The organism is Streptomyces sp. NPDC046915 (assembly GCF_040644935.1).
GTDB lineage: Bacteria > Actinomycetota > Actinomycetes > Streptomycetales > Streptomycetaceae > Streptomyces.
Genome location: NZ_JBEYXB010000002.1, coordinates 180,032 through 205,837 on the forward strand (window position 1 = coordinate 180,032; position 25,806 = coordinate 205,837).

General features: G+C 72.1%; 24 protein-coding genes, 1 tRNA gene and 1 pseudogene. 17 read left to right on the forward strand and 9 right to left on the reverse strand.

From position 1 onward, the window contains the following. Positions 1 to 3: 3 nt before the first annotated feature. Both ABZ915_RS05575 and ABZ915_RS05580 read left to right on the forward strand, forming a co-directional pair. Positions 4 to 510 (forward strand): Imm50 family immunity protein, encoded by a 507-nt coding sequence (locus ABZ915_RS05575; RefSeq protein WP_361796288.1) that lies wholly within the window; start codon positions 4 to 6, stop codon positions 508 to 510. Continuing rightward, positions 500 to 853, forward strand: a complete 354-nt coding sequence (locus ABZ915_RS05580; protein WP_361796291.1) for a hypothetical protein — start codon at positions 500 to 502, stop codon at positions 851 to 853. Before ABZ915_RS05575 ends, ABZ915_RS05580 begins: the two co-directional genes overlap by 11 nt. Before the next feature lie 24 nt (positions 854 to 877). Here ABZ915_RS05580 and ABZ915_RS05585 read toward each other — a convergent pair whose 3' ends face one another. Next, positions 878 to 2,287 (reverse strand): MFS transporter, encoded by a 1,410-nt coding sequence (locus ABZ915_RS05585; protein ID WP_361796294.1) that lies wholly within the window; start codon positions 2,285 to 2,287, stop codon positions 878 to 880. A gap of 122 nt (positions 2,288 to 2,409) precedes the next feature. Between ABZ915_RS05585 and ABZ915_RS05590 the strand changes: the two genes are divergently transcribed. The 4 genes from ABZ915_RS05590 to ABZ915_RS05605 all read left to right on the forward strand — a co-directional run bounded on the left by ABZ915_RS05590 (position 2,410) and on the right by ABZ915_RS05605 (position 5,159). Further along, positions 2,410 to 2,952, forward strand: coding sequence for a helix-turn-helix domain-containing protein (locus ABZ915_RS05590; RefSeq protein WP_361796297.1), 543 nt, complete (start codon positions 2,410 to 2,412; stop codon positions 2,950 to 2,952). A gap of 24 nt (positions 2,953 to 2,976) precedes the next feature. Continuing rightward, positions 2,977 to 3,294, forward strand: coding sequence for a DUF6412 domain-containing protein (locus tag ABZ915_RS05595; RefSeq protein WP_361796300.1), 318 nt, complete (start codon positions 2,977 to 2,979; stop codon positions 3,292 to 3,294). Positions 3,295 to 3,388: 94 nt separating this feature from the next. Beyond that, positions 3,389 to 4,153, forward strand: coding sequence for a membrane protein insertase YidC (gene yidC / locus ABZ915_RS05600; protein ID WP_361796303.1), 765 nt, complete (start codon positions 3,389 to 3,391; stop codon positions 4,151 to 4,153). Positions 4,154 to 4,301: 148 nt separating this feature from the next. Further along, positions 4,302 to 5,159, forward strand: a complete 858-nt coding sequence (locus ABZ915_RS05605; protein ID WP_361796306.1) for a fumarylacetoacetate hydrolase family protein — start codon at positions 4,302 to 4,304, stop codon at positions 5,157 to 5,159. A gap of 97 nt (positions 5,160 to 5,256) precedes the next feature. On the opposite strand, the gene ABZ915_RS05610 is transcribed toward ABZ915_RS05605, so the two are convergent. From ABZ915_RS05610 to ABZ915_RS05620, 3 genes are all read right to left on the reverse strand, one after another. Beyond that, positions 5,257 to 6,126 (reverse strand): LLM class F420-dependent oxidoreductase, encoded by an 870-nt coding sequence (locus ABZ915_RS05610; protein ID WP_361796309.1) that lies wholly within the window; start codon positions 6,124 to 6,126, stop codon positions 5,257 to 5,259. 75 nt (positions 6,127 to 6,201) lie between these two features. Further along, a complete protein-coding gene (locus ABZ915_RS05615) occupies positions 6,202 to 6,708 on the reverse strand; it encodes a heme-degrading domain-containing protein (protein ID WP_361796312.1) in 507 nt (168 codons plus the stop codon). Beyond that, a complete protein-coding gene (locus ABZ915_RS05620) occupies positions 6,705 to 7,772 on the reverse strand; it encodes a Gfo/Idh/MocA family oxidoreductase (RefSeq protein WP_361796315.1) in 1,068 nt (355 codons plus the stop codon). Before ABZ915_RS05620 ends, ABZ915_RS05615 begins: the two co-directional genes overlap by 4 nt. Before the next feature lie 48 nt (positions 7,773 to 7,820). Here ABZ915_RS05620 and ABZ915_RS05625 point away from each other — a divergent pair, with 48 nt between their 5' ends. The 5 genes from ABZ915_RS05625 to ABZ915_RS05645 all read left to right on the forward strand — a co-directional run bounded on the left by ABZ915_RS05625 (position 7,821) and on the right by ABZ915_RS05645 (position 12,581). Further along, the gene (locus ABZ915_RS05625; protein ID WP_361796318.1) at positions 7,821 to 8,999 is read left to right on the forward strand and encodes an ROK family transcriptional regulator; all 1,179 of its coding nucleotides are present in this window, start codon (positions 7,821 to 7,823) and stop codon (positions 8,997 to 8,999) included. Positions 9,000 to 9,296: 297 nt separating this feature from the next. Continuing rightward, the gene (locus tag ABZ915_RS05630) at positions 9,297 to 10,217 is read left to right on the forward strand and encodes a hypothetical protein (RefSeq protein ID WP_361796321.1); all 921 of its coding nucleotides are present in this window, start codon (positions 9,297 to 9,299) and stop codon (positions 10,215 to 10,217) included. A gap of 97 nt (positions 10,218 to 10,314) precedes the next feature. Next, complete coding sequence (locus ABZ915_RS05635; RefSeq protein WP_361796324.1) at positions 10,315 to 11,094, forward strand: HAD-IIA family hydrolase; 780 nt, start codon at positions 10,315 to 10,317, stop codon at positions 11,092 to 11,094. A gap of 123 nt (positions 11,095 to 11,217) precedes the next feature. Further along, positions 11,218 to 11,904, forward strand: coding sequence for a hypothetical protein (locus ABZ915_RS05640; RefSeq protein WP_361796327.1), 687 nt, complete (start codon positions 11,218 to 11,220; stop codon positions 11,902 to 11,904). Positions 11,905 to 11,915: 11 nt separating this feature from the next. Then, positions 11,916 to 12,581 (forward strand): class F sortase, encoded by a 666-nt coding sequence (locus tag ABZ915_RS05645; RefSeq protein WP_361796330.1) that lies wholly within the window; start codon positions 11,916 to 11,918, stop codon positions 12,579 to 12,581. 274 nt (positions 12,582 to 12,855) lie between these two features. On the opposite strand, the gene ABZ915_RS05650 is transcribed toward ABZ915_RS05645, so the two are convergent. After that, positions 12,856 to 13,641 carry an ANTAR domain-containing protein gene (locus ABZ915_RS05650; RefSeq protein WP_361796333.1) on the reverse strand — a complete coding sequence of 262 codons (786 nt, stop codon included), beginning with the start codon at positions 13,639 to 13,641 and terminating at the stop codon, positions 12,856 to 12,858. A 172-nt stretch (positions 13,642 to 13,813) separates the two neighbouring features. On the opposite strand from ABZ915_RS05650, the gene ABZ915_RS05655 reads away from it, so the two are divergent. Continuing rightward, a complete protein-coding gene (locus ABZ915_RS05655; protein ID WP_361796336.1) occupies positions 13,814 to 14,869 on the forward strand; it encodes a glycoside hydrolase family 6 protein in 1,056 nt (351 codons plus the stop codon). A 108-nt stretch (positions 14,870 to 14,977) separates the two neighbouring features. On the opposite strand, the gene ABZ915_RS05660 is transcribed toward ABZ915_RS05655, so the two are convergent. From ABZ915_RS05660 to ABZ915_RS05675, 4 genes are all read right to left on the reverse strand, one after another. Beyond that, complete coding sequence (locus ABZ915_RS05660) at positions 14,978 to 16,915, reverse strand: kelch motif-containing protein (protein ID WP_361796339.1); 1,938 nt, start codon at positions 16,913 to 16,915, stop codon at positions 14,978 to 14,980. Beyond that, the gene (locus ABZ915_RS05665; RefSeq protein WP_361796342.1) at positions 16,912 to 18,954 is read right to left on the reverse strand and encodes a glycosyltransferase family 2 protein; all 2,043 of its coding nucleotides are present in this window, start codon (positions 18,952 to 18,954) and stop codon (positions 16,912 to 16,914) included. The genes ABZ915_RS05660 and ABZ915_RS05665 overlap by 4 nt, the downstream gene beginning before the upstream one ends. 263 nt (positions 18,955 to 19,217) lie before the next feature. After that, on the reverse strand, positions 19,218 to 19,907 hold the full coding sequence (locus tag ABZ915_RS05670) for a FadR/GntR family transcriptional regulator (RefSeq protein ID WP_361796345.1): 690 nt from the start codon (positions 19,905 to 19,907) through the stop codon (positions 19,218 to 19,220). A 66-nt stretch (positions 19,908 to 19,973) separates the two neighbouring features. After that, a tRNA-Lys gene (locus tag ABZ915_RS05675) sits at positions 19,974 to 20,047 on the reverse strand. 223 nt (positions 20,048 to 20,270) lie between these two features. Here ABZ915_RS05675 and ABZ915_RS05680 point away from each other — a divergent pair. The 5 genes and pseudogenes from ABZ915_RS05680 to ABZ915_RS05700 all read left to right on the forward strand — a co-directional run bounded on the left by ABZ915_RS05680 (position 20,271) and on the right by ABZ915_RS05700 (position 25,806). Next, entirely contained in the window at positions 20,271 to 21,605 is a 1,335-nt protein-coding gene (locus ABZ915_RS05680; RefSeq protein WP_361796348.1) for a peptidoglycan-binding protein, read from the forward strand. A gap of 91 nt (positions 21,606 to 21,696) precedes the next feature. Next, complete coding sequence (locus ABZ915_RS05685; protein WP_361796351.1) at positions 21,697 to 22,815, forward strand: SPFH domain-containing protein; 1,119 nt, start codon at positions 21,697 to 21,699, stop codon at positions 22,813 to 22,815. Between the two features lie 116 nt (positions 22,816 to 22,931). Beyond that, entirely contained in the window at positions 22,932 to 23,537 is a 606-nt protein-coding gene (locus ABZ915_RS05690) for a lytic polysaccharide monooxygenase (protein WP_361796354.1), read from the forward strand. A gap of 108 nt (positions 23,538 to 23,645) precedes the next feature. Next, entirely contained in the window at positions 23,646 to 24,095 is a 450-nt protein-coding gene (locus tag ABZ915_RS05695; protein ID WP_361796357.1) for a DUF3592 domain-containing protein, read from the forward strand. Between the two features lie 26 nt (positions 24,096 to 24,121). Beyond that, a pseudogene (locus tag ABZ915_RS05700) lies at positions 24,122 to 25,806 on the forward strand (AMP-binding protein).

A 25,806-nucleotide genomic window follows, 5' to 3' on the forward strand; every position in this document is an offset into this window, starting at 1 on the left:
CATATGCGGGGAATTGCCGAGCGTCTGGTGAACCCCGAAGCACTGCTGGCGCTCTACGGCGAGCTTCCTGCGCAGCCGAGCGGTGGTGTTCGGATCCGGTCCCTCAATCTGAACTGGCGTGGGCCCACCGTGACGTTGCGCGTCGATCTGCCGGCGTTCCCTCAGCCGCCGCCACCGGCGTGGGTCGAGGAGGGGGTGGACACCGTGCAGTGTCAGTTGGAGTTCCTGGCGGTGGAACGTATCTCCCTCGGTGAATGGGACCCGCCTGCTGTCAGTGACATCGACTTCGCTTCGTTCGGGAGCGAGCGGCGTATGCGGGTGGCCTTGGACGGCGACGGGGTGTCCTTGGGGTTCGAGTGCAGTGAGTTCGTGACCCTGGGGCATGTGAGCGCGTTCAGGGGCGGGGACGACGGGTCGGACGGTGGGCGGCATCTGTTCGTGAGCAAGGTCGATGCGCGGCGGTACCGGTCGCTTCCCGGAACGGAGGAGAAGACCTTCTATGGGCGGTGACTGGCTGGGGCTGGTGGAAGCCGGTGGGTACGGGCTGTTCTACGTGCACATCGACGAGCGCGGGGACTCGGTGACCTTGGGGTTCGGGAAGGTGGAGGAGGGCGAGGGGCGCGACTTCTACGTCGTCTTCACCGGGGTGCGCCGGCTGATGGTCACCGGGTGGGGTGCCGAGGAAGCGAAAGACGTCCGGGTGTCCGTCCGTGAGGGCGAGGGCGAGGGCGAGGACGAGGGTGAGGACGAGGGGTTCGACGTCGTCCTTGGCGCTCCGCGATCCGGGATCACCTTCCGGGCCGCCGCTGCCCGCTTGGCCAAGAGCCGTACCTACCCTGCGGGGAGCTACTGATCCGGCGTACCCGCCAAACCGCCCTCACTCCCGTCCGCGAGCCGCTGTCACAGCCGCCGCCCCCACCACGGCCAGACCCGCCGACACCACCATCGCCACGTTCGCACCGTGAGCCAGACCCCCGCCGGACGACGTGGCCAGGGCGATCGTCAGGGCCACGCCCGCGCATGAGCCGATGTAGCGGAACGTCTGCTGGGCTCCCGAGCCCATCGCGGCCCGTGCCGCCGGTACGGACTCGACCGCGAGCAGAGGCAGCGCCGCGTTCAGCAGGCCGCTGCCCACGCCGCCGAGGATCAGCCCCGGCAGCAGTCGCACCCAGGACCCCGCGCCGAGCGCGCCCAGCATCGACAGGGTGCCCACCGCGTGGAGGAGGAAGCCGGCCGCCAGTTGACGGCGCGGTGCCACCCGGCCCGCGAGCCGCTTCGCCTGAAGGGCCACCAGGAAGGACACGCCGGACCAGAGCAGGAACAGCCAGGCCGTGTCCATGGCGGACAGGCCGAGCGTCTGCTGGAGCAGCGCCGGGAGGAAGCTGAACAGGCCGATCACGGCCAGCCCCGTGAACAGGCCGCCGGCGGAGGAGCCGAGGAAGCGGGGGTGGCGGAGCAGGCTCAGTTCGATCATCGGGGTCTTCGACACCCGCTGCTCCACGACCACGAAGAGGCCCAGCAGCACCACCGTCGCCGCCAGCAGCAGCCCCACCGGTGCCCGCAGCCATCCGTCCCGGCCCAGCGTCAGCGCGGCCACCAGGGCGACCAGGGCCAGGCCGAAGGTCAGTGCGCCGAGGATGTCGGGGCGGCCGTCCCTGGGCGCGCGGGACTCGGACAGTCGTCCCATGCCCAGGGCGGCCACTGCCAGCGCCGCCGCGCCCAGGACGCCGTACGCCACCCGCCAGGACGGAAGCGCCCCGGCCACCAGTGGGCCGGCCGCTATGCCGCCGCTCACGAACGCGCCCCACACGCCGGTCGCGTGGAGGCGGCCCCGGGAGGTCGGGAAGGCCGTCACCAGCAGGCCCAGGCTGCTCGCCAGGATCGCCGCGCTGGCCGCGCCCTGGGCGATTCGGGCCAGGGTGAAGGCCCAGGTGGAGGTCGCGAGGCCGCCGAGGGCGGTGGTCAGGCCCAGGGCCAGGGTGCCCGCGAGGAAGATCCGGCGGCGGCCGTAGTCGTCGGCCAGGCTGCCGGCCACCAGGAGCAGGGCCGCGAGGCCGAGCGGGGTGCCGTTGAGGAGCCAGGCCTGGGCGGAGAGGGGGGTGTGCAGGGCGGCCGCCGTGTCCGGGAGCGTGACCATCGGGGCCGTGTACGTCATCAGGGCCACAGCCGTCGCGACGCTGGTCAGGGCCAGGGTGGCGCGGGAGTGCGGGGGTGCCTCGGCGTGTGGTGCCGATTTCGCCGCTGTCCCCGGGGGTGCGTTCGTGGTCGTGGTGTCCGGCTGAGTCATGACTGACCTCTCGCGATCATGTCGAGCATGAGTTCATTCATTGAACCTGCCTGTGACTCCGACCGTAGCATGTCGGTTCGGTCACTGAACCAAGGCGTCGGAAAATGGCTACAGTGGATGGCATGGCACTGGGCAAGGACTACGCGACACAGGAGTGCTCGATCGCCCGCGCGCTGGAGGTCGTCGGCGAGCGGTGGACGCTCCTCGTCGTCCGCGACGCGATCTACGGCGTCCGGCGCTACAACGACTTCCTCGTCCACCTCGGCATCCCGCGCGCTGTCCTGTCGGCCCGGCTGCGGACGCTGACGGAGGAGGGGATCCTCGAGAAGCGCCGGTACCAGGAGTCGCCGCCCCGGGACGAGTACGTCGTCACCGAGCGCGGCGCCGCACTCTGGCCCGCCCTGCGCGCGCTCGCCCTCTGGGGGCGCGAGCAGCTCATGGAGACCCAGCTGCGCTACTACCGGCACGCGGACTGCGGTACGGAACTCGGGCCGTACGGCGAATGTCCCGCCTGCGGAACTTTCGTGCCGGTGGCGGACGTTCTCGTAACACCGGGTCCCGGACTCGACCTGGACCCGGCCGACCCGGTCAGCCGGGCGCTGCTCAGGCCCAAGCGGCTTTTGCAGCCCATCGAGACAGAGACAGACCAGGCACAACCGACGTGATCCAAAAAAGGGGGGTAGCGGTCGATGATGCGTATGCGGCACTGGGCTGTCGCCCGCCCTGCCGTCGGGCTGCTGCTCTTCCTGCTCTCCGTCGCGCTGCTCGACACCGGCAGCCTCTTCACCACCGTCGCGCTCGCCGCCACCGCCGCGGCCGGGGCCGCGCTCGCCGCCTGTTCCCTGGTGGCCGCGCGCTGCGCGCCCGCCGTGCCGCCCACGCGAATACGTACGGCCATACGCGACCGGGCCCGGCGTACGGCGTTCCTGCCGCAGCGCGACCCGGATGCCCGGGGCCGCCGCAGGCCCCGGGCGCCCGGGTACGCCCTCGCGACGACCACCGCGTAGGGCGAGCACTCCCACATCCGTGACCCCGCGCGGGTCGTCATGCCGCCATGCCCGTCTCCACTCCGGCACGACGTGACCCACGGAGGGCTCACCCATGTCCGTTTTCGCGCATCTCGTCGAGCAGCTCGCCGACCTGCTCCAGCCTCTCTTCCACGCCTCCGCGGCGGCTGCCGCGATCGTCCTGTTCACCGCGCTCGTACGACTCCTCGTCCATCCCCTCTCCCGGGCCGCCGCGCGCGGGCAGCGCGCCCGGACCGCGCTCCAGCCGCAGGTCGCCGAGCTGCGGAAGAGATACGGGAAGAACCCGGAGAAGCTGCAGAAGGCGATCCTCGAACTGCACGCCGAGGAGAAGGTGTCGCCGCTGTCCGGCTGCCTGCCCAGCCTGCTCCAGCTGCCCGCCTTCTTCCTCCTCTACCACCTGTTCTCCAACCCGACGGTCGGCGGAGAGAGCAACGGGCTGCTGGCGCACCAGCTGTTCGCCGCGCCGCTCGGCGGACGATGGGCGGACGCGCTGGGCGACGGAGGGGTGTTCGGCGCGGCCGGGCTGGTCTACCTCGGGCTCTTCGTGGTCGTCGCGGTCATTGCCGTGTTCAACTACCGCCGTACGAAGCGGACGATGGCGGCGGCGACCGTGACCGCCGCGGTGGGGGCGACGGCGGCGCCGACGGCGAAGAACCCGGTCGCCGTCGGCGGGGGCGCCGGCGAGCAGATACCCGGCCTCGGAGCGGTCAACAAGGTCATGCCGTTCATGTCCTTCTTCACCCTCGTCACGGTCGCCGTGGTGCCGCTGGCCGCCGCCCTGTACGTGGTGACCAGTACGGCGTGGAGCGCGGTGGAGCGGGCGGCGCTGTACCGCTGAGCGGTCCGGATCCGGCCCTGGCCCTTCCGGTTACGGTCCAGTTCGTGAACAGGGTCTTGCGGACTGGACATTCGGCTTGGAGGATCGACCAGTCCTCCGATGGCTGCACACATCGGGCGGGCGCCCGCGATCGAGGGAGATGGTGACCATGAAGCTGCTGCGAGTCGGTACGGCGGGGGCGGAGCGGCCCGCGCTGCGGGACGCCGAGGGGAACCTGCGGGACCTGTCGGGGATCGTGCCGGACATCGACGGGGCGCTGCTCGCCGACGACGCCGCGCTCGGCCGGATCCGGGCCGCCGCCGACGCCGGGGAGCTGCCCGTGCTGGACGCGACCGGGCTGCGGGTCGGGCCGCCGCTGGGGCGGATCGGCAAGATCGTGTGCATCGGGCTCAACTACCACGACCACGCCCGCGAGACCGGGGCCGAGCCGCCCGCCGAGCCGGTCATCTTCTTCAAGGCCGCGGACACGGTGGTCGGCCCCTACGACACCGTGCTCGTCCCCCGCGGGTCCACCAAGACCGACTGGGAGGTGGAGCTCGCGGTCGTGATCGGGCGTACCGCCCGCTACCTGGGGTCGCACGAGGAGGCGCTCGCGCATGTCGCCGGGTACGCGGTGGCGCACGACGTGTCCGAGCGGGAGTTCCAGATAGAGCGCGGCGGGACCTGGGACAAGGGGAAGAACTGCGAGACGTTCAACCCGCTCGGACCGTGGCTGGTGACGGCGGACGAGGTGCCCGAACCGCAGGGGCTGGCGCTGAAGTTGTGGGTGAACGGGGAGCTGAAGCAGGACGGGAACACCGCCGAGCAGATCTTCCCCGTCGCCGAAGTCGTGCGGTACGTCAGTCAGTTCATGACCCTGTATCCCGGGGATGTGATCAACACCGGTACGCCGGCGGGAGTCGCGCTGGGGCGGCCCGAGCCCAAGCCCTTCCTCCGCGCCGGGGACGTCGTCGAGCTGGAGATCGAGGGGCTCGGGCGCCAGCGCCAGTCGTTCAAGGACGCGTAGGCGCTCCGCAGGGGGAGTGGGGGACGGCGGGTGGTCTTTCGGGTGCGGGTTGTGGGGGCTGGTCGCGCAGTTCCCCGCGCCCCTTAGGTTGGACCGGTCACGCCAGTAGCGAAGCCAGCCGCCGCCAGGCTTCCCTCTGCAAGCCGTCCCTCGGGCCTCCGTCCACCACCTGGAGGGCGATGTGGTCCGCGCCCGCCGCGTGGAAGGTGTTGATCCGCTCGCGGATGCGGTTCTCGTCGCCCCAGGCGAACACCGCGTCGATCAGGCGGTCGCTGCCGCCGTCGGCCAGGTCGTCCTCGGTGAAGCCGTGGCGGAGGAAGTTGTTGGTGTAGTTCGGGAGGGTGAGGTAAAGGGCGAGGCTCTCGCGGGCCAGGGAGCGGGCGCGGGCCGGGTCGGTCTCCAGGACGACCTTGAGCTCGGGGGCCAGCAGGGGCTCCGCGCCCAGGATTTCGCGGGCCTGCGCGGTGTGCTCGGCCGTGACCAGGTACGGCACCGCGCCCGCCGCCCGGTCGCGGGACAGCTCGAGGGTCTTCGGGCCGAGGGCGGCCAGCACGCGGCGCCCGGCGGGTACTCCGGCCTCGTCGAGGGCGTCGAGGTAGGAGACCAGCGCCGAGTACGGGCGGCGGTACTGGTCGGCGAGCTTGGCGTGGCTGACGCCCAGGCCGAGGAGGAAGCGGCCGGGGTGGGCCCGGTCCACCTCGGCGAAGCCCGCCGCGCCGGCCCCGGCGTCGTACTGCCAGATGCTCTGGATGCTGGTGCCGACGACGAGGGTGCCGGTGGCCTCCAGGAGCGGTACGGCGTGGTGGGCGGCGCTGCTGCCGCCGAGCCACGCGGTTCCGTAGCCGAGTTCCTCCAGCTCCGCCGCGGCCTCGCCCAGTTCGCCGCGCCGGGCGGGGTCCTCCGAGCGGAGGCCGACGCTCCAGACGCCGTACCGTCCGACGGTCTCCTTCAGTGCGGTGACGCTCATCGGGTTGTGCTCCCTCCGGTCGGGCGTGGTGCCGTGACGGCCCCTGTGACGGTGCCAACCGGAGGGGGCATCCAGTTAATCCCGGCCCAGGAACCGCTCCAGGGCCTCCACCACGAGCCGGTGGTCCTGCAACTGGGGCAGCCCGGACACGGTCACCGTGCCGATCACGCCCACACCCTCGACGTTGACCGGGAACGAGCCGCCGTGGGCGGCGTACGCGTCGGGGTCGAGGCGGGAGGATTCCTCGAACGTCGTGCCCTTGGCCCGGAAGCGGGCGCCGACCAGGTACGACGCGGAGCCGTAGCGCTCCACCACACGGCGCTTGCGGGCGATCCAGGCGTCGTTGTCGGGGGTCGAGCCGGGCAGGGCCGCGTGGAAGAGCTGCTGGCCGGCGCGGTGGATGTCGATGGCCACCGGGGCCTGGCGCTCCCTGGCCAGGTCCACCAGGAGGGAGCCCAGGGTCCAGGCGTCCTCGTGGGTGAACCGCCGGAAGACCAGCCGGCGTTCCTGTGCCTCCAGTTCCTCGACCGACGGGGTGAGCTCGGGGGCGAACTTCGGGGTGATCCGCGGGCGGTCGGTCACAGTGCCACCGCCACACCGTCGCGGGCCGAGCGCCGGGCCGCCTCCAGTACGTCGAGGGCGGCGGCCGCCTCCAGCGCGGTCACCGGGTTGGGGCCGGCGCCGGTCAGGGCCTCGGCCACGGCCGCGTAGTAGGCGGGGTAGTCGCCGGCCAGGGTCGGTACGGGGGTGCCGCCGCCGGTCAGCGGGGATTCGCCGGCGCCGAGGCGGCCCCACAGGGACTCGGGTTCCGTACCCCAGTCGGAGCCGGGCCGCCGCCCCTCCCGCAGGGCCGCCTCCTGCGGGTCCAGGCCGTACTTCACATAGCCCGCGCGCGAGCCCAGTACGCGGAAGCGGGGGCCGAGCTGGGCGGCGGTGGCGGAGACGTGGAGGTGGGAGCGGACACCGCTCGCGTGGGTCAGCGCGATGAAGGTGTCGTCGTCGGTCTCGGCGCCGGGGCGGCGGATGTCCGACTCGGCGTACACCTGGGTGGCCGGGCCGAACAGGACGAGGGCCTGGTCGACGACATGGCTGCCGAGGTCGTACAGCAGACCTCCGATCTCTGCCGGGTCGCCGGACTCGCGCCAGCCGCCCTTGGGCTGCGGGCGCCAGCGCTCGAAGCGGGACTCGAACCGCCAGGCGTCGCCGAGCTCGCCCTCGTCCAGGAGTTTGCGCAGGGTCAGGAAGTCGTTGTCCCAGCGCCGGTTCTGGAAGACCGACAGCAGCAGGCCGCGCTCCTCGGCGAGGGCGGCGAGCTCGCGAGCCTCGGCCGCCGTGCCCGCGACCGGCTTGTCCACGACCACCGGCAGGCCGGCCTTGAGGGCGGTGGTGGCCAGCGGGACGTGCGTCTTGTTCGGGGAGGCGATGACGATCAGGTCCAGCTCGTCGGCGCGGTCGAACAGTTCGCCGGGGGCGGCGGCGACGCGGACGTCCGGGAACTCGGCCCTCGCCTGCTCCTGCCGTTCGGGGTTCGAGGTGACCACCGTGTCGAGCGCGAGGCCCTCGGTGGCGGCGATCAGCGGGGCGTGGAAGACGGAGCCCGCGAGGCCGTAGCCGATGAGGCCGACGCGGAGAGGGGTACCAGTCATGGGTCCCACTTTCGCAACGCTGTTGCCAAAGTGCAAGCGGTGGGGAGAATGGGTCGCGTGAACAGGACGAGGAGCGGCGGGCCGGCGGGGGCGAACCTGCTCGCGGTGCGCAGCCACAACACCGCGCTGGTGCTGGATCTGCTGCGTACCGCCGGGGTCGAGGGGATCAGCAGGCTGGAGCTGGCCGAGCGGACCGGGCTGACCCCGCAGGCCGTCAGCAAGATCACCGCGCGGTTGCGCGAGGAGGGGCTCGCGGTGGAGGCCGGGCGGCGGGCGTCCACCGGGGGCAAGCCGCGGACCGTGCTGCGGCTGGTGCCGGGGGCCGGGCACGCGGTGGGGGCGCATCTCGACCGGGACGAGCTGCGGGTGGTGCTGTGCGATCTGGCGGGGGCCGTGGTGACCGGGCGCCGGGTGCCGCTCGACCTCCGGCCGGGGGACGGGGCGGAGGCGGTCGTCGACGCCGTGGCCGGGCAGGTGGGGGAGTTGCTGTCCGAGTCGGGGGCGTCCGTGCTCGGGGTCGGGGTCGCGCTGCCCGGGCCGCTCGATCACGCACGGGGTGTACTGCGGCGGGTCACCGGGTTCCCGGAGTGGGACGGGTTTCCCCTGCGGGAGGTGCTGGCCGGGCGGCTGGGGGTGCCGGTGGTGGTCGACAAGGACACGAATGCCGCTGCGCTGGGGCTGGCGGTGCGGGGGGTGGGGGCCGAGGGCTCTGGTTCGGTTGTTTCGGGTTCGGGTTCGGGTTCGGTCGGATCGGGTTCTGTTGGCTCCTTCGCGTATCTGCATCTCGGTACGGGGCTGGGGGCCGGGCTGGTGATCGGGGGGAGCGTGCACCGGGGGGCGCGGACCGGGGCCGGGGAGTTCGGGCACCAGGTGATCCAGCTCGACGGGCCCGTGTGCGGGTGCGGGAACCGGGGGTGCGTGGAGGTGCTGTGCCTCGGGGCCGTGGCGCGTGGCGAGATGGGGGAGGCGGCGCGGGTGCTCGGGGCGGGGGCGGCGAATCTGGTGGGGCTGCTCGACATCGACGCGGTGCTGTTGGGCGGGCGGACGGTGGAGGGGGCGCCGGAGGTCTTCGTCGACGGGGTCGGGGCGGTGCTGGGGGAGCGGGCTCGGCGGGAGGGGGCGGTGGGGGTGCCCGTGCGGGTTGCCTTCGGCGATGAGGGGTGGGGGGTGGCTGAGGGGGCGGCGCAGTTGTTGCTGGGGCGGTTGTTCGGGCGGGTGGATGGGTGACGGGTTGGGGGTGGCGGGGGTTTGCTGGGCCGGGGTTGATGGGGCGTCCGGGGTTGCTGCCGGGGTGAGGGTTGCGCGGCCCGGCGTTGCGGGGTGCCGCTGCGCCCACCCGTGCCGCCCCAGCGGCACGACTGCCCGCAGCTAGGTGGGTGCGTGGCTGCGTCGGCGGCACGACTCGCCCGCAGCTGGGTGGGCTCTGCGGGTGCCGCCGCTGAACGGGGGGAAGTCGGGGGCCGTTCGGGGGTGGGGCGGTGTGGCGTTGTTTGTGTGGCGGTCTGGGTGGGTGGGTTATGTGTTATGCGACTGCGTACGACCCTGCCCCTTGGCCTCGCCGCGGCCGCCGCCGTCGTTCTGGGCCCCGTGGGGCCGGCGCACGGACGGGAGGCCGGTCTTGACTGTGCCGGGTCCGAGGGGCGGGACTTCCCGCTCGGGGCCCGGATTCGCGGCGGGCCCACGTCGTACGAGGCCGGCGGAGGATTCGGCACCTGGTACATCGACCTCACCAACACCACCGACCGCGCCTGCACCGCCGTACACCCGGTCGTCGTGCTCGTCGACGAGAAGCGGGCCCTGAAGCCCGAGCAGGCCCGGATGGAGTTCTACGACGGTTCGCGCGCCCACCCGGTCCAGTTCGAGAGCACCGACGAGGACGAGCTGGTGGGGGCCTTCGACGACGGGTTCCCGGGGTTCGCCGTGGGTCCGGGCAAGACCGTCTCCGTGAAGGTCAGGCTCATGGTCACCTCCGACGCCGTACCGAACGAGGTCACCGCCAAGGCCGCCGTGGTGGAACGGCGGGGTGACGACGGCGAGTGGCTGGGCGAGTCCGGTGACTACCGGTTCGGGATCGACACCGAACCCGCCCCCGAGCCGCCCGCCGGCACCACGTCGGCCGCGACCCCTGGCCCAGCCCTCACCTCCACCGCCACACCGCCCCCCGCCCTGACCCCGATCCCCGGACTCGTCGTCTCCCCGTCCGCCTCCCCGTCGTCCTCTACGTCCTCCTCCACGTCCTCCTCTCTTTCCTCCGCCTCCTCGCCCTCCCCCTCACGGTCTCCTTCGCCGTCCCTCGCCTCCCCGCCCCCCGCCCCCCTCAGCGACCTCCCCTTCGCCGACGAACTCGCCCGCACCGGCCTGGGCACCCCCTACGGCGCGCTCGCGGCCACCGCCGTCCTGCTCGTCGTCGGCGGGGTGCTGCTGCTCACGCGGCGCAGGCGCTGAGGCCGAGCGACCACACAGTGAGCAGGCCGTTCCCGCAAGATCGGAGGTGTGTTTAGGCTGGGGCCCACGCAGCACCCTGTACGGCAGGAGACGGCCCATGGCAGACCGCAAGCCCATCGAGTCCTGGCTCACCGACATGGACGGAGTGCTCATCCACGAGGGCGTTCCGATCCCCGGCGCCGATGCCTTCCTGAAGAAGCTGCGCGAGTCCGGGAAGCCCTTCCTTGTGCTGACCAACAACTCGATGTACACCCCGCGCGACCTGCACGCCCGCCTCGCGCGCATGGGCCTGGACGTGCCGATCGAGAACATCTGGACGTCGGCGCTGGCCACCGCCAAGTTCCTCGACGACCAGCGGCCCTGCGGCTCGGCGTACGTGATCGGCGAGGCGGGGATGACCACCGCGCTGCACGACATCGGCTACATCCTGACCGACCACGAGCCCGACTACGTGGTCCTCGGCGAGACCCGCACCTACTCCTTCGAGGCCATGACCAAGGCCGTGCGCCTGATCAACGACGGCGCCCGCTTCATCTGCACCAACCCGGACGAGACCGGCCCCTCCGCCGAGGGCCCGCTGCCCGCGACCGGTGCCGTCGCCGCGCTGATCACCAAGGCGACGGGCAAGAAGCCGTACTTCGCCGGCAAGCCGAACCCGCTGATGATGCGTACCGGCCTCAACACCCTCGGCGCCCACTCCGAGACCAGCGCGATGATCGGCGACCGCATGGACACCGACGTACTGGCCGGCATGGAGGCCGGGATGCAGACCTTCCTGGTGCTCACCGGCCTGACCCGGCCCGAGCAGGTCGAGGACTTCCCGTACCGGCCGTCCAAGGTGGTCGACTCCATCGCGGACCTCGTCGACCGGGTCTGAGCGGAACGGGTCTGAGCGGAACGGGTCTGAAAGCCCTACGCCGTACGGAGCAATACGGCGCCCCCCGAGGATGCGGAGGGGCGCCGTAGGGGGGAGCCTCCAGATATCCATGGAGGTTCCACGATGGGCTCAGCGCGTCTCACTCTCCGTATTCCCCGCACTCTCCGCACTCCCTGCACTCTCTGTACCGGACTCCTCGCCGTCGTCGCGTTCGCCCCGGCGGCACACGCCGCGCACGCGGTGGACGGCGGCACCGGCGCCGCTGTCTCGGTGGCCCCGTCGTCCCCCGCCCCCGGCACCGACGTGGTACTCCGGGTGAGCGGCTGCTCCGGGGCGACCGGCACCGCCGTCTCGGACGCGTTCGTCGCGAACGCCCGGCTGACCGGCGCCGACGGCACGCTCACCGGCGAGACCCGGATCCGCACCTCGCTGAAGCCCGGCTCGCACGACGTACGGGTCACCTGCGCCGACCACGTGGTGGGCGGCAGCGTCACCGTCGGCCCCGCGAGGACCTCGGGACAGCCCGCCGCCCCCGCCTCACCTGTCGCCCCTGTCTCACCGGCCGCTCCTGCCTCACCCGCCGCTCCCGCCTCACTGGCCGCCCCCGTCTCGCCTGCCGCTCCCGCCGCCCCCGCCTCACCCATCGCCCCCGTCCACGCCGGCGGCGGCGGAACCGCCCCCCTCGCCTCGGCCGGCGCCCGTGCGGTCGCGCCCGGTACCGCCCACGCGGTGACCGGTCTGGTCCTCGCCGGTATCGCCGCGGGCGCCGTCGGGCTGCTCGGTGCCCGCCGGAGCCGCGGCACGCGGTGAGGCGGCCGGTCATGTCCGAGTACGAGCCCTCCTCCGGCACCGGGCGCCTGCTGGCCGGCGTGACCTGGGCGCTGCTGCTGCTCGGGCTGTGGCTGTGGGGCCGCGAGGTGACCGAGGTACCCGCCGTGAGATCCGGGTCCGCCACCGGTGACATGGCCGCGGTGGGCCGCCCCGACGGGTCCGGGCTGCCGCCCGCCGCCCGGCCGTTGAGCGAGGCGCTGCCGCAGCGCATCGACATCCCCGACCTCGGTGTGCAGGCGCCGGTGGTGGCCCGTGGCCTGGACGGGCGGGGCGCGATCGACCCGCCGCCGTTCGACCAGGCCGGCGTGGTGGGCTGGTACGCGGCCGGGGCGAAGCCCGGGGCGGCCGGGACCGCGCTGATGGTGGGGCACGTGGACACCGAGACCCGGCCCGCCGTCTTCTACCGGATCAGCGCGCTGCGGCCGGGCGAGACGGTGAGGGTGGTCCGCAGCGACGGCCGGGTCGCCGAGTTCACGGTCGACGACGTCCGGGTCCTGCCCCGCGACCGCTTCGACGCTCAGCAGGCCTACGGTCCCCGCGAGTCGGGCCGCGCGGAGCTACGGCTGATCACCTGCGGCGGCACCTTCGACCGGGCGAGCCGCAGCTACACGGCGAACGTGGTGGTGTCGGCGTATCTGACGGGGACCGGGCCCTGAGCGAGCGCCACCCACCGGGGTCCGGCGCCGCCCGGCCACCTGACCCGGCCACCTGACCCGGTCGGCGACCCGCTCCCCCGGAGACCGCCGACCGGGCTGGTCCTCGACCGTGCACGCGCGGGCTGCGGGAGTGACCCGGCGTACGGCACGGGAGGTCTGTGAGACCACGGTGGGTGAATCTGCGGCCGGGGGCTGGGGCCGTCGGTGACGACTCTAGAGCGGCGGGACGTCGTTGGCCTAGAGGGAACGAACGCGAGGGAGCGCCGCGGGACCGCTACCCGTGCCCGCCGCCCGCCTCCCCACCCGGCGGCCGCAACTCCGGGTGCTCCGCCGACCGTTCGAGGACCGACCGCACGACCCCGTCCAGCGGCAGCCGCCGGCGCCGCGCGTACTGGCGCAGCACCGTGAAGGCCTCGTCGGCGCCGGTGCCCCAGCGCTCGGCGAGCATGCCCTTGGCCTGCTCGATCCGCACCCTGCTGGACAGCGCGCGCTGCAACTGCCCGGACAGCGTGCGGTATCCGGTGTACGCGCGCCGGTTCTGGAGCCCGACGGCCGCCGCGTCCGCCAGGGCCTGGGCCAGCGACAGCTCCGCCGCGTCGTCGGGGGCGGGCGCGTCGGCCAGGGCGAACACGTTGAGCGCCCCGAGCCGGGTCCCGCGGCAGCGCAGCGGCACCGCGAACGTGGTCCCGACGCCGTGCCGGAGCGCCGCGCCGGTGAAGTCCGGCCACCGCCGCGACCACCGCTCCGGCCACCGAGCGTCGGCCCCGATCCGCACGGGCGGAACCGGCCGGCCGGTGCCGTAACTGTCCAGGCAGGGACCGCCGCCGCGCTGCGCCCGCAGCAGGTCCAGGGCGATGTCCTCGCCGCGGCTGCTCCCGGCCAGCGACACCGCCGCGGCGCCGTCGAGGAGCATCACCCCGGCCGCGGCGGCGGACAGCAGTTCGGCGCAGTTGTCGGACAGGCGCCGCAGGTACTCCTCGGTGTCGAAGCCCTCGGTGAGGGTGTCCGCCGCCTCGACCAGCGCGGCCGCCAGCCGCAGCTCCCGGGTGGTGTGGTGCATGCGCGCCCTCCACTTCACCGTCCGCCGCTGCTGCGAGGCATCCGTCACGCGCGCACCTACCCGTGCCCACCGGGCTGTAACAGCTCCCCGACATCCTCGGCCGGCCTCGTGACCGGCACGGCGGATATGTCACGATTGCCACCTGAAATACCGTGCTCCAGGGGGGAATTGGATGTACGACAGCTGGGGGGCCCTGTCTTCGGTACGGGCCTTGTCTCCGGTACGGGCCGGGGCGTCGGCGATGGTGCTGGGGGCGGCGTTACTGGTCGCCGGGTGTTCGACCGGGGGAGGGGCCGAGCGGGGGGACGGACCGGCTGCTCCGGGCCTGGTGATCACCCAACAGCCCAAGGGCGCCGACCCGTTCTGGGTGAACCCGGACGGGAACGCGGCCCGGCAGGTCGCCACCTACGAGAAGGGCGGCGACAAGGCCGCCGCCGAGCAGATCAGGAAGATGGCCGAGCAGCCGACCGCGGAGTGGATCGGGCCCGAGAACCCCGAGCGGGAGGCCCGGGGCTTCACGGAGGCCGCCGAGAGGTCCGACCGTACGGCCCTGCTCGTCCTCTACGACATCCCGCACCGCGACTGCGGCCAGTACTCGAGCGGAGGCGCCGCCGACGGCGACGCCTACCGGGCCTGGATCGACGCCGTCGCCCGGGGCATCGGCGACCGCGCCGCGACGGTGATCGTCGAACCCGACGCCGTCCTGCACCTGGTGGACGGCTGCACCCCGGACCGGTTCCGCGAGGAGCGCTACTTCCTCCTCAAGAGCGCCGTCACCAGGCTCAAGTCCCTGAAGAACACGAAGGTGTACCTGGACGCCGGGAACGCCGGCTGGGGCCGCCCCGACCAGATCCACGAGCCCCTGCGGCGGGCGGGCATCGACCGGGCCGACGGCTTCGCCGTCAACGTCGCCAACTTCTACTCCACCCAGGACTCCATCACCTACGGCAAGCAGCTCTCCGCCAAGGTCGGCGGCAAGCACTTCGTCATCGACACCAGCCGCAACGGCAACGGCCCGTACACGGGCGGCGACCCGGCCGAACGGTGGTGCAATCCGCCGGGCCGGGCACTGGGGGACACCCCTACGACCGGTACGGCGGACCCGCTGGTGGACGCGTACCTGTGGGTGAAGCGTCCGGGGGAGTCGGACGGAACCTGCAAGGGCGGCCCGAAAGCCGGTGACTGGTGGGCGAGTTACGCGTTGCGGCTCGCGAAGGCCAGCAAGTAGCCCGGGTCACGAGGCCCCGGTCACAAGACCCCAGTCACAGGACCCCGGTCGCAAGACCCGTGGGGCGCCCCTCCCGACCGGGCGGGGCGCCCCACCGGCCCACCGCCGCTAAGGGACCTTGACCCACTGGGCCTTACTGGGCGTCCCGTGCCGGTCGTCCGCGAACAGCATGTACCACCCCGACTGCACCAGGTTCCGGTTCTTCGGCACGGTCACCGTGATCCTGCTCCCGGACGTCCTGAAGTCCAGCGCGATGGACCGCTGGTCCACATCCGTCACATGCGTCGACGCGCTGGGCCGGATCAACCGCACCTTCTTGATACGCGCCGCGTCCCGCGAGGTGAACGTGCCCGAAGCTCCCCGTGCGATGGTCCGCGGACCCCCACCGAGCGCCGGCCGCGACTTCCGGTAGAGATACGGCGGGGTGTAGATCTCGATCCGCTGCTCGAACTTGCCCGGCTTGGTGTCGGCCCGGTCCCCGTACAGCGAGTCGGAGCCGAAGAACATCACGCGGCCGTCGGGCAGCAGGACCGACCCGGAGTGGTAGTTGCGGCCCACCAGCGGGTCGGCGACCTGGGTGAAGCTGTTGCTGTCCGGGTGGTAGAGCCGCGCCTGGCGGATGTTGGAGTCGCCGCGGCCCCGGTAGTCCTCGGAGCCGCCCGACACCAGCACGGTGTCGTCGGGCAGGATCGAGGACTGCGGATACCGGGTGCCCTTCTCCAGCGACGGCCCGTCCCTGAACCTCGGGTCGGCGGCCTTCAGGTCGATCAGCCGGGTCCTCCTGCTGGACAGCTTGGACTCGCCGACCCCGCCGCCTCCGATCACCAGGTACTTCTCGTCCTGTGCCGGCGGCAGCAGCACCGTGCCGGAGGTCTCCATCCTGTCCGGGTCGCTCAGGCCGGGCAGCTTGGTGAACTCGTTGCTGTCCACGTCCCAGATACCAGGGTCACGGCCGACGTCGTCCGGCCCGTAGCCCGCGTTGGACCCCGAGTAGAAGATCTTCCCGTTCTGCATCAGGAACAGCGCCGGATAGGTCGGGAACTGCCGGATCTTCTTCGTGTAGGACCACTTCCTGGTGCCGGGGTCGAAGACCTCGTTCTTCCCGGGGACGAGCTGGCCGATGTCGTCGAGTCCGGAGACACTGAGGACCTTGCCGTCGCTCAGGGTGGTGAGTGTGGGGTACCAGCGGGCCTCGTTCATCGGGTCGACCTTGATGTACCTCTCGGCGACCGGGTCGAACTCGAAGGCGTCCCGGATCCCCTGGAAGTCCTTCTTGTCCAGGGCGAGTTTCTGCGCGATGCCGTAGGTGTTGCGCGCGTCGAGGCCGGTCAGGCCCCGGATGCGGTAGTTGTCCTGGGTGCCCGTCTCGTACCTGGTGCCGCTCCGCTGCGCCTCGACGTAGATCCGGCCGAGGCCGGGGTCGTTGCGCAGGTACGTCCCGGTCTTCTTGTCGAAGACCTTCTTCGCACGGGGGACCAGCACCGGATCCTTGGAGACGAACGCCTTGCCGTTCTCCCTGCCGGTGAACCTCGTGCCCGCGGGCAGCGTGATCGGCTTGTCGGGGTTCTCGTTGTGGACGATCATCAGGCCGCCGGCCTTGGTGACGTCCCCCTTGAGCTTCTCGTACCGCTTCGTGCCGCCCGCGATCAGCAGGTTGCCGTTGGCCAGCTGGGTGTGGCCGGTGCAGAACAGGTCCTTGGGCGTGGGGATCTTCTTGATCGTGCCCTTGACGGGGTCCCAGACCCGGGTGTCGAACCGCTTCTTGTCGAAGTTCTTCTGGTTGTTGCCCGAGCCGGCGACCAGCAGCACCTTGCCGGTGTGCAGGAGCGCCGCGTGGATGGTGTCCTGGCGGTACTCCTCGGGGAACTGGACGATGTCCCAGTGGCCGTTCTCGGCCTTGTAGCGGGGTCTGTTGATCTTGTACTGGTGGTACTCCTCGCTCCCGACGCGGTACACCCACGGCCCGTTCATCCCGGCCAGCGCGAGCACCGCGGCCGTGCCGATCGCGAACCGACGGGCCCGGCGGCGGCCGGCACTGTCGTTCATTCCTTGCGTCCCCCGAGTCCACCGAGCGCGATCTGCATGGTCTGGTCGTCGCCCCCGCCCGCGGCGGTCCGGGCGGACCGCTGCTGCGGGGCGTGCGGCGTGTATCCCGCGGGCACGGCGTCCTGCGGGTCGGCCGGCCCGGGAACGGCATCGGGGCCGGTGGCGGCATCGGTGCCCGCGGTGGCCTCGGTGCCGGCGGTGGCCTCGGTGCCGGCAGTGGGCCGCTTCCTGTCCCGCCACAGCGTGTACCGCCATGCGAAGACCGGCGAGGCCGTGACCAGCAGGGCGAAGGAGGCCCAGGTGGTCATCGCCGGGTGGGAGTGGCCGAAGACGAAGCCGGCGGCGAGCGAACCGGCGAAGACCAGGATGAAGAACCAGTGGATCCGGAAGGTCCCGAACAGCGTGTCGGGGCTGGCCGACTCGCCCTTCGGGGTCACCACGAACCTGCTCCTGCGGCGCAGCACGGCGTCCATCAGCGAGCGGGCGTAGACCGGCGCCGACAGCGCCGACATCACCATGCCCGCGACCCCGCCGGACCCCTCCGGCTCGTGCGGGGAGACGTTGTGCCGCCGGTTCCAGATGTACAGGCCGATCTGGAGCGCGGAGGCGTTGCCGTAGAGCATCAGCCACACGGTCGGGTCGATGTTCACACCCGAGGCGCCCAGGCCCAGGAACAGGGCGCAACTCAGTGCCGCGAGGATCCAGTTGAGGGCGGACATCGGATAGAAGATGATCATCATCGTGTAGTTGAAGAGCTTGCCCGGGGGCATCGAGAAGAAGCCCTTCCAGTACTGCTTGAGGATCGTCTCGTACGTCCCCCGCGACCAGCGCAGCTGCTGGGTGAAGAAGTCCGTCCAGGCGTTCGGGCCCTCGCCGACCGCGAGCACGTCCGGGGTGTACACGGACCTCCACTTGCGGCCCGTGGCCGGGTTCTGGGCGCGGTGCATCTCGAATCCGGTGGCCATGTCCTCGGTGATCGAGTCGTACAGACCGCCGATCTGCTTGATCGCCCTGATGCGTACGGCGTTCGACGTGCCGACGAACATCGGGGCGCCGTACCGGTTGCCGGCCCGCTGGATGAGCGCGTGGAAGAGGAACTGCTGCGACTCGGCGGCCTTGGTGACGAAGTTGTCGTAGTTGCCGTACACCTGCGGGCCGATGACGAAGCCGACGTCCGGGTCGCGGAAGTAACCGAGCATCCGTTCCAGGTAGTTGGGCAGCGGCACGTGGTCGGTGTCGACGGAGGCGAAGAAGTCGTAACCGTCGCCGTGCGCCTCCAGCCAGGCGTTGTAGTTGCCGTGCTTGGTCCTGGCGCGGTGCGGGCCCGTGGGCCGGTTCCAGCGCTCCACGCCCTTGCGGGTGAAGTGGTGCACGCCCAGGCGCGCGCAGACCGCCTTCACCTCCGGGTCGTCGCCCTCGTCGAGCAGCCAGACGTGCAGGAGGCCCCGGTGGCGCAGCCGCACGGCCGCCTCCAGGGTTCTGGTCACCATCTCCAGCGGCTCCTTGCCGGGCACGAAGGTGGTGATGAAGGCGACCCGGGTGCCGGTCTCGGGCACCACCGGGACGGGGTCCCGGGCGACCAGGGTGGCGTGGGCGTTGGACAGCACGTTCATGCAGCGGAAGAACTCGATCAGACCGATCGAGACCAGCATCACCACATCCAGCGCCGGCAGGAAGTCGTAGGCCGGGTAGTCACGTTCGGTCCAGTGACCGGGCTGGAGCAGCCAGCCCAGCAGGACCAGCGAGAGCAGCGGTGCCGCGCCCAGCATGAGCGCGGCGCGGACGCGGTGCGGCTCCTGCGAGAGCAGTGAGCGGTAGCGCACCCGGTAGGGCTTGTCCGGGTCCGGCTGGGTGAGGGGTCCGGCGAGCCGGCTGTAGTGCTCGTAGTCGTATCTCGGCAGGTTCTTCTTGGTCCGGTGGAACACCCCAGTGGTACCGGTCCGGTGCGATGGCCCCCTCAGTTGTGCGTTTTGTGATCGATCGTGTGCACTGTGTGACGATTCGTGATTATGCCGGGCGCCCGTCGGCGTCGACGTCATGAGTCATCCCCCCACACGCAGGTCAGCGCGTGTCTGTTTGGTCCTGGTGAGTCACAGTCACCATGTCTTCCACTCCCTGAGGGCAGGGAACCGTGACATTCCGGTCGCCGGACGCCCCCCTCGGCATCCGTTCATGAACGGGACCCCTCATCCCGTAGCCCCCACAACCGGTTACTCGCCCCCCAACTACCGCGAATCGGCGGCATGTTGAACAACCAGGGTTCTACGCTGTTCAGCATGATCGCAAGTCGCGAAGTGTGGTGTCACCGGTCGAACGCGGCTACGGGGGACAGTCGTGCGCGAATGTTGCCGAAGTGATCTCTTATGGCTCGTTCCGCACTTATGGAGTCACCCGAGCGCACCGCGTCCAGGATCTCCCGGTGCTGGCGGCAGGTGATCCGCGGGTCCTGCGGCACCTCCACCAGGTCCCGCTGGACGCGGTGGAAGGCGTCCCAGAACGCCTCGAGCACCTCGCTCAGCAGGGTGTTGTCCAGCCCCCGGTAGAGGGTGGCGTGAAACGCGCGGTCGGTCTCCGCCAGGCCGGCGCCCTGCTCGGCCTGCTGTTCCATGCGGGCGACCAGCCGGTCCAGCTCCACCAGGTCGGCCTCCGGCAGCCGCCCGGCCAGCCGTGAGACCAGGCCGGTCTCCACCGCCTCGCGCAGCTCCAGCAACTGGAGCAGGGAGTCCTCGCCCCGGTAGTGCCCGGCGACCGTGCGGAAGGCGAGGCCCTCGATCAGGGGTGCGAAGGACATGGGGCCGACGTAGGTGCCGAAGCCGTGCCGGATCTCGACGATGCCCATCGCCTGGAGCGCCTTCAGTGCCTCGCGTACGGAGTTCCGGCTGGCGCCGAGGAGTGCCATCAGCTCGGGCTCGGTCGGCAGCGGGGCCCCGGAGGGCAGCCTGCGGTCGACGATGAGCTTCTTGATCCGCTCCTGGAGGTCTCGGGCTGCCATGGCCAGAGGGTATCCGGCCAAACAGAAGATGGGCCCCTCGTTCGTACGAGAGACCCATCGTCGTCGTGCGCCGCCAGGGACTCGAACCCCGGACCCGCTGATTAAGAGTCAGCTGCTCTAACCAACTGAGCTAGCGGCGCCTGCTGACGTCGTTAACTCTACCCGACCTCGGAGGGTGCTCCGGACCACCGGAGCGCCGGTCGGGTGCCGCCGAAGGGGTCGGGTCTCCTCGGTCGGGTGAGTGTCGCGTACATCATTCGGGCCGTCAGCATGCGCACGGTGACGACAGTTGGGAAACTGATCAATGTGCACAAACGCGTATATTTCAACCCGGAAATCGACCCGGAATGTGAGGCAGATCGCATGGTGGCTCCGGTATTCGAGGACGTCGACCCCGCGAGCGACTGCGACTGCCCCGGATGCGCCCACGGGCGGCGCCTGCCCCTCTCGGCCCTGACCGGCCGGTTCGGCGGCCACCTGGCGGCCCGCCGGTCCCTGGTCGTGGCCGCCGCCGCGTCCGCCGCCGCCGTCGGCGCGGGCCACCCGGCCGCCGCCCTCGTCGCGGCGCACGCCCCGGACCGGCCCGGCGGCCCCCACGCCCCGGCGGACGGCGACGTGCCCGGCACCCCGCAGGGTGCCAAGGCCCCGCTGCACGGCCCCGGTGGCAAACCGGCCGAGCCCGCCGATCCGGCCGACCCGCCCGCCACCACCCGCACGGCGATCATCGACCGGGCCAAGACCTGGGTCACCGCGCAGGTGCCGTACAGCATGACCGAGTACTGGTCCGACGGGTACCGGCAGGACTGCTCGGGCTACGTCTCGATGGCCTGGAACCTGGGCAGCAACGAATGGACCGGCAGCCTCGACCAGTACGGCGTGAAGATCACCAAGGAGGAGCTGCAACCCGGCGACATGCTGCTCTTCCACAACCCCGCCGACCCGGAGAAGGGCTCGCACGTCGTCCTCTTCGGCGGCTGGACCGACTACACGCACACCTACTACACCGCCTACGAACAGACACCCCCGCACACCCGACGCCAGGCCACCCCGTACGCCTACTGGACCAACTCCGACAAGTACGTCCCCTACCGCTACAAAGGGGTGACCACCGCCGCGGCGGACGCGACGGCGGACTCGAAGCCGGGCGACGCGGCCCCCGCGTCCGCCAAGGCGAAGCCGGCCCCCTTCCCCGGGGCGGTGTACTTCGGCCCCGGCGCCGACAACAAGTACGTCACCCGGCTCGGCCGGATGCTGATCGCCCGGGGCGCAGGGGCGTACTACCCCCAGCAGCCCGGCACGCGCTGGACCGAGGCGGACCGGCGGGCGACCCGGGCCTTCCAGCTCGCCCAGGGCTGGACGGGTGCGGGCGCGGACGGGCTGCCCGGCCCGCGCACCTGGGAGCTGCTGGCGACCGGCAAGGGCAAGGACATCGCACCCGGCGCCCCCGCCTCGCACGGCGTCCCCGGCTATCCCGGCCGGAACCTGTTCCGTCCGGGCGCGGACAACCCGTACGTCGACCGGCTCGGACGGCGACTGGTGAAGAAGGGGTTCGGCCGGTACTACCCCGACGGACCCCACGCGCGCTGGAGCGAGGCGGACCGGCGGGCCGTCGAGGCCTTCCAGCGAGCCCAGGGCTGGCGCGGCGGCGCGGCGGACGGCTACCCGGGGCCGGAGACCTGGCGGCGGCTGTTCTCGTAACCGTCCGCCCCTGCGACAAGGACCAAGCACGGGGACCGACCACGGGGACCATCCATTCGTGAAGCGTCTGGCGCGGAGGCTGGAGGCACGCATGAGCACGACCACCGAGCACACGTCCGATTCCGAGGGGTCCGCCGGGGAGCCGCCCAGGCCCACCCGGCTGATCCACAACGAGGCCACCACCGAGATCCCCGTCCACCTCCTCTTCCGCGACGACCCCGACCCGGTGCCGGTGCCGCTGCGGCCGGCCGTGGTGGGCCGCCGGCAGGGCACGGGCGAGCAGCCGCGGCTGGTGGGCCGGCCCGGCCCCGCCGGGACACGGCCGGTGCCGCCGGCCGACCCCGACCTCGTGGAACGGCCGGCCCGGGTGCTGCCCGGGGCGGCGGGGGTGCTCGCCGGGGCCTGCGGGATCGCCGGGTGCCTGGCCACCTCGTGGCGCGCGGGACTCCTCCCGTCGTTCGCGTCGCCCGCGCTGCACCTGTCGGCGTCCGCGGGAGTGGGTCCGGCCCAGTGGGCGGCGTACGCCGGGGCCGGCGCCCTCGGGCTGCTGGGCTTCGGCGGCCTCACCCGGGGCCGGACCGGGCGGGCCTGGGTGCTCGGGCTGTTCGGCCGCTACGGAGGAACGGTGCGCCGCACCGGCCTGCTGTGGGTCAACCCGCTGACCCGGCGGCACCGGGTCGACGTACGGCTGCGGCACTGGCGCAGCGAGTCGATGCCGGCCGGCGACGGCAACGGGGTGGCGCTGCGCGTGGTGGTCCTCGTGGTGTGGCGGGTGCGGGACACGGCGCGGGCCTGTCTCGGTGTCGACGACCACGAGGCGTATCTGCGGGAGTGCGTGGAGGCGGCGCTGGCCCGGGTGCCGGTGGAGATGCCGGACGGCGGGCGGGCGTTCGTGGCGGCGGCGGGCGACGCGCTGACCCGGCTGGTGGCCGCGGACGCGGCGGCCGTCGGCCTGGAGGTGTTCTCCGTGCGGCCGGTCCGGGTCGAGTACGCGCCCGAGGTCGCCGAGGTGATGCAGCGCCGGCGGATCGCCGCGATGGACGCCCAGCAGCGGTCCCGCATGCTCACCTCGGTCGTCGACTCGGTCGAGGACACGGTGACCCGGCTGACCGTGCGGGGGCTCGTCGACCTCGACGACTACGAACGCAAGTCGCTGGTGCGGGACCTGACGGTGGCGTTCTGCGTGGGGCGGCCGCAGCCGGGTGTGTGAGCGAAAACGCGCCCCCTGATTGGTATGGACATGTTCAACGGTCAGCAATAATCTGAAACTTGGTCTAGACCTGCACAGCTCACTGAACCTCCCCCACGTTCTCCAGGAGCGGCAGCATGCGCACACAGACCAAGGTGTCCGCAGCCGTGCTGGGCCTCGCCACCGCCGGAGCCTTCGTGCTCTCCACCGGCGGTGCGAGCGGTCACGGCTACACCGACCTCCCCATCAGCAGGCAGAAGCTCTGCCAGAACGGCACGGTGACGAACTGCGGCGACATCCAGTGGGAGCCGCAGAGCGTCGAGGGCCCGAAGGGCTTCCCCGCGGCCGGTCCGGCGGACGGCCAGCTGTGCAACGGCGGCCTCAGCCGGTTCGCCCAGCTCAGCTCGCCCAAGACGCCGTCCGGCGCGGCCTGGCCGACGACGAAGGTGACCGGCGGGCAGAGCTACACCTTCCGCTGGCAGTTCACCGCCATGCACGCCACGACCGACTTCAAGTACTACGTCACCAAGCAGGGCTGGAACCAGAACCACGCCCTGTCCCGCTCGGACCTCAACACCACCCCGTTCCTGACGGTCCCCTACGGCGGCCAGCGTCCGCCCGCCACCCTCAGCCACAGCGGCACCCTGCCGGGCGGGCTGAGCGGCCATCACGTCATCCTCGCGGTATGGACGATCGCCGACACGGGCAACGCGTTCTACGCCTGTTCGGACGTCACGTTCTGACCGCGGCCCCGGTTCAGAGCTTCTCTTGAGGGGCGTGCGCCGGCGGGCGGGGTACGTTCCCGCCACGCCGATCATTCGGGCCGGCGCACGCATCTCGGGGGTAGTGCGATGGAAGCGATGTTCTATGTGATCCCGGTCCTCGTCATGGCCGTGGCCCTCTTCATGGCGTACCGGGTCGTGCACCGGTCCTTGCAGCTCAGGAGCGCCTGGAACAGCGGCCTCACGGCCGAGGCGCGCTGTCTGCGCATGTTCACGACGACGCACGGCGGTGCGAACGACACCTCGGTGCGCACCACGCTGCACCACGTCTACGAGTTCACGGCGCGCGACGGACGGGCCATACGGTTCGAGGAGGAGAACGGCCCGGCGACGATCGTCGAGGGCGACATCGTGACCGTGTACTACGCGCAGGGCCACGAGATCACCGCCACCGCCCACCGGCCGAGCCCGGTCAGGAACGCGGCCGGCGCGCTGGCCCTGGTGGGCTTCCTCGGCGTGATCGTGGTGTTCTGCGTCGGCTTCATGGTGACGTACCACAGCATGAGCCTCCACATCTGACGGTATGTCAACTACCGTGCGCCGACATGGAGTCCAGGGAGTCCAGGAGGCGCACGGTAGCCGAGTCGGTGGCGGCGCGGTGGGGTGACCACCGGCCGGGACTGTGGTTCGAGGAGCGGGTGCTGACCCACCACGCGGTCGCGGCCGGGGCCGCCGCCCGCGCGGCCCTCCTCGCCGACCTGCTGCCGCCCGGTGCCGAGCCGCACGTCGGGGTGCTGCTCGACAACACCCCCGAGTTCCCGCTGTGGCTGGGCGCCGCCGCTCTTTCCGGCGCGGCGGTCGCCGGGATCAACCCCACCCGCCGGGGTCCCGAGCTGGCCCGCGACATCCTGCACACCGAGTGCCCGGTCCTGGTCACCGAGCGGGCCCACCTCCGGCTCCTCGACGGCCTCGACCTGCCATGGGGTCCCCCCGCGCGAGCGCAGTCGAGCGTGGGGGAATACGCCTCCTGGTCACCGGCACCCCGGAGTACGAAGCCCTGCTCGCCCCGTACGCCGGTGCCGTACCGGACCCCGCCCGCGCCACCCCGGGCGACCGGCTGCTCCTCTACTTCACCTCCGGCTCCACCGGCGCCCCCAAGGCCGCGATCTGCTCCCAGGGCCGCCTGGCCGCCGCCGGGGGCTCCCTGGCCGCGCAGTTCGGGGTCCGCCCGGACGACGTGCACTACATCTGCATGCCGATGTTCCACGGCAACGCGGTGATCGCCGACTGGGCGCCCGCGCTGGCGGCCGGGGCCGGGGTGGCGCTCAGGCGGCGGTTCTCTGCGTCCGGGTTCCTGGCGGACGTGCGCCGGTACCGGGCGACGTACTTCACCTACGTCGGCCGGGCGGTGAGTTACGTCCTGGCCACCGAGCCGTGCCCCGACGACCGGGACAACCCGCTGCGCCTCGGCTTCGGCACGGAGGCCGGGGCGGTGGACGCCGCGGCCTTCGAGCGGCGGTTCGGGGTGCGGCTGGTGGAGGGCTACGGCTCCTCCGAGGGCGGCGCCGCCGTCCAGTGGTCGCCGGGTACGCCGTCCGGCGCGGTGGGGCGGGCGGCACCGGGGCTGGTGGTGCTCGATCCGGAGACGGGCGAGGAGTGCCCGCCGGCCCGCTTCGACTCCGCCGGGCGGCTGGTCAACGGGGACGAGGCGATAGGCGAGCTGGTCAACCGGGGGCCGAACCCGTTCGAGGGCTACTGGCGCAACGCCGAGGCGGAGGCCGAGCGCCGACGGGACGGCGCGTACTGGACGGGCGACCTCTTCTGCCGGGACACCGACGGCTACCTCTACTTCACCGGCCGCGCCGACGACCGCCTCCGCGTCGACAGCGAGAACCTGGCCGCCGCGATGATCGAGAACATCCTGGCCCGGTACGAGGGCGCCACGGCCGTCGCGGTGTACGCGGTGCCGGACCCGGTGGCCGGGGACCAGGTGATGGCGGCCCTCGCCGGGGACTTCGACCCGCCGGACTTCGCCGAGTTCCTGCTCGCCCAGCCCGACCTGGGCACGAAGATGGCGCCCCGGTTCGTCCGGGTGGTGGAGCGGATGCCGGTGACCGCCACCAACAAGATCCGGCGGGCGTGGCTCAGGCGGGAGGGCTTCCGGTGCGAGGATCCGGTGTGGTGGCGGCCGCCGGGGGAGTGCGCGTACCGGAGGCTGACCGCCGAGGACAGGGCCACGCTGTTCGAGGAGTACCGGGTACGGGGGCGGGAGGCACTGTTGGGCCGGTGA

Coding starts and splice junctions, on each gene's coding strand:
- ABZ915_RS05575 (WP_361796288.1), top strand. CDS start 4: ATGCGGGGAATTGCCGAGCGTCTGGTGAACCCCGAAGCACTGCTGGCG.
- ABZ915_RS05580 (WP_361796291.1), top strand. CDS start 500: ATGGGCGGTGACTGGCTGGGGCTGGTGGAAGCCGGTGGGTACGGGCTG.
- ABZ915_RS05585 (WP_361796294.1), bottom strand. CDS start 2,287: ATGACTCAGCCGGACACCACGACCACGAACGCACCCCCGGGGACAGCG.
- ABZ915_RS05590 (WP_361796297.1), top strand. CDS start 2,410: ATGGCACTGGGCAAGGACTACGCGACACAGGAGTGCTCGATCGCCCGC.
- ABZ915_RS05595 (WP_361796300.1), top strand. CDS start 2,977: ATGATGCGTATGCGGCACTGGGCTGTCGCCCGCCCTGCCGTCGGGCTG.
- yidC (WP_361796303.1), top strand. CDS start 3,389: ATGTCCGTTTTCGCGCATCTCGTCGAGCAGCTCGCCGACCTGCTCCAG.
- ABZ915_RS05605 (WP_361796306.1), top strand. CDS start 4,302: ATGAAGCTGCTGCGAGTCGGTACGGCGGGGGCGGAGCGGCCCGCGCTG.
- ABZ915_RS05610 (WP_361796309.1), bottom strand. CDS start 6,126: ATGAGCGTCACCGCACTGAAGGAGACCGTCGGACGGTACGGCGTCTGG.
- ABZ915_RS05620 (WP_361796315.1), bottom strand. CDS start 7,772: ATGACTGGTACCCCTCTCCGCGTCGGCCTCATCGGCTACGGCCTCGCG.
- ABZ915_RS05625 (WP_361796318.1), top strand. CDS start 7,821: ATGGGTCGCGTGAACAGGACGAGGAGCGGCGGGCCGGCGGGGGCGAAC.
- ABZ915_RS05630 (WP_361796321.1), top strand. CDS start 9,297: ATGCGACTGCGTACGACCCTGCCCCTTGGCCTCGCCGCGGCCGCCGCC.
- ABZ915_RS05635 (WP_361796324.1), top strand. CDS start 10,315: ATGGCAGACCGCAAGCCCATCGAGTCCTGGCTCACCGACATGGACGGA.
- ABZ915_RS05640 (WP_361796327.1), top strand. CDS start 11,218: ATGGGCTCAGCGCGTCTCACTCTCCGTATTCCCCGCACTCTCCGCACT.
- ABZ915_RS05645 (WP_361796330.1), top strand. CDS start 11,916: ATGTCCGAGTACGAGCCCTCCTCCGGCACCGGGCGCCTGCTGGCCGGC.
- ABZ915_RS05650 (WP_361796333.1), bottom strand. CDS start 13,641: ATGCACCACACCACCCGGGAGCTGCGGCTGGCGGCCGCGCTGGTCGAG.
- ABZ915_RS05655 (WP_361796336.1), top strand. CDS start 13,814: ATGTACGACAGCTGGGGGGCCCTGTCTTCGGTACGGGCCTTGTCTCCG.
- ABZ915_RS05660 (WP_361796339.1), bottom strand. CDS start 16,915: ATGAACGACAGTGCCGGCCGCCGCCGGGCCCGTCGGTTCGCGATCGGC.
- ABZ915_RS05665 (WP_361796342.1), bottom strand. CDS start 18,954: ATGACGTCGACGCCGACGGGCGCCCGGCATAATCACGAATCGTCACAC.
- ABZ915_RS05670 (WP_361796345.1), bottom strand. CDS start 19,907: ATGGCAGCCCGAGACCTCCAGGAGCGGATCAAGAAGCTCATCGTCGAC.
- ABZ915_RS05680 (WP_361796348.1), top strand. CDS start 20,271: ATGGTGGCTCCGGTATTCGAGGACGTCGACCCCGCGAGCGACTGCGAC.
- ABZ915_RS05685 (WP_361796351.1), top strand. CDS start 21,697: ATGAGCACGACCACCGAGCACACGTCCGATTCCGAGGGGTCCGCCGGG.
- ABZ915_RS05690 (WP_361796354.1), top strand. CDS start 22,932: ATGCGCACACAGACCAAGGTGTCCGCAGCCGTGCTGGGCCTCGCCACC.
- ABZ915_RS05695 (WP_361796357.1), top strand. CDS start 23,646: ATGGAAGCGATGTTCTATGTGATCCCGGTCCTCGTCATGGCCGTGGCC.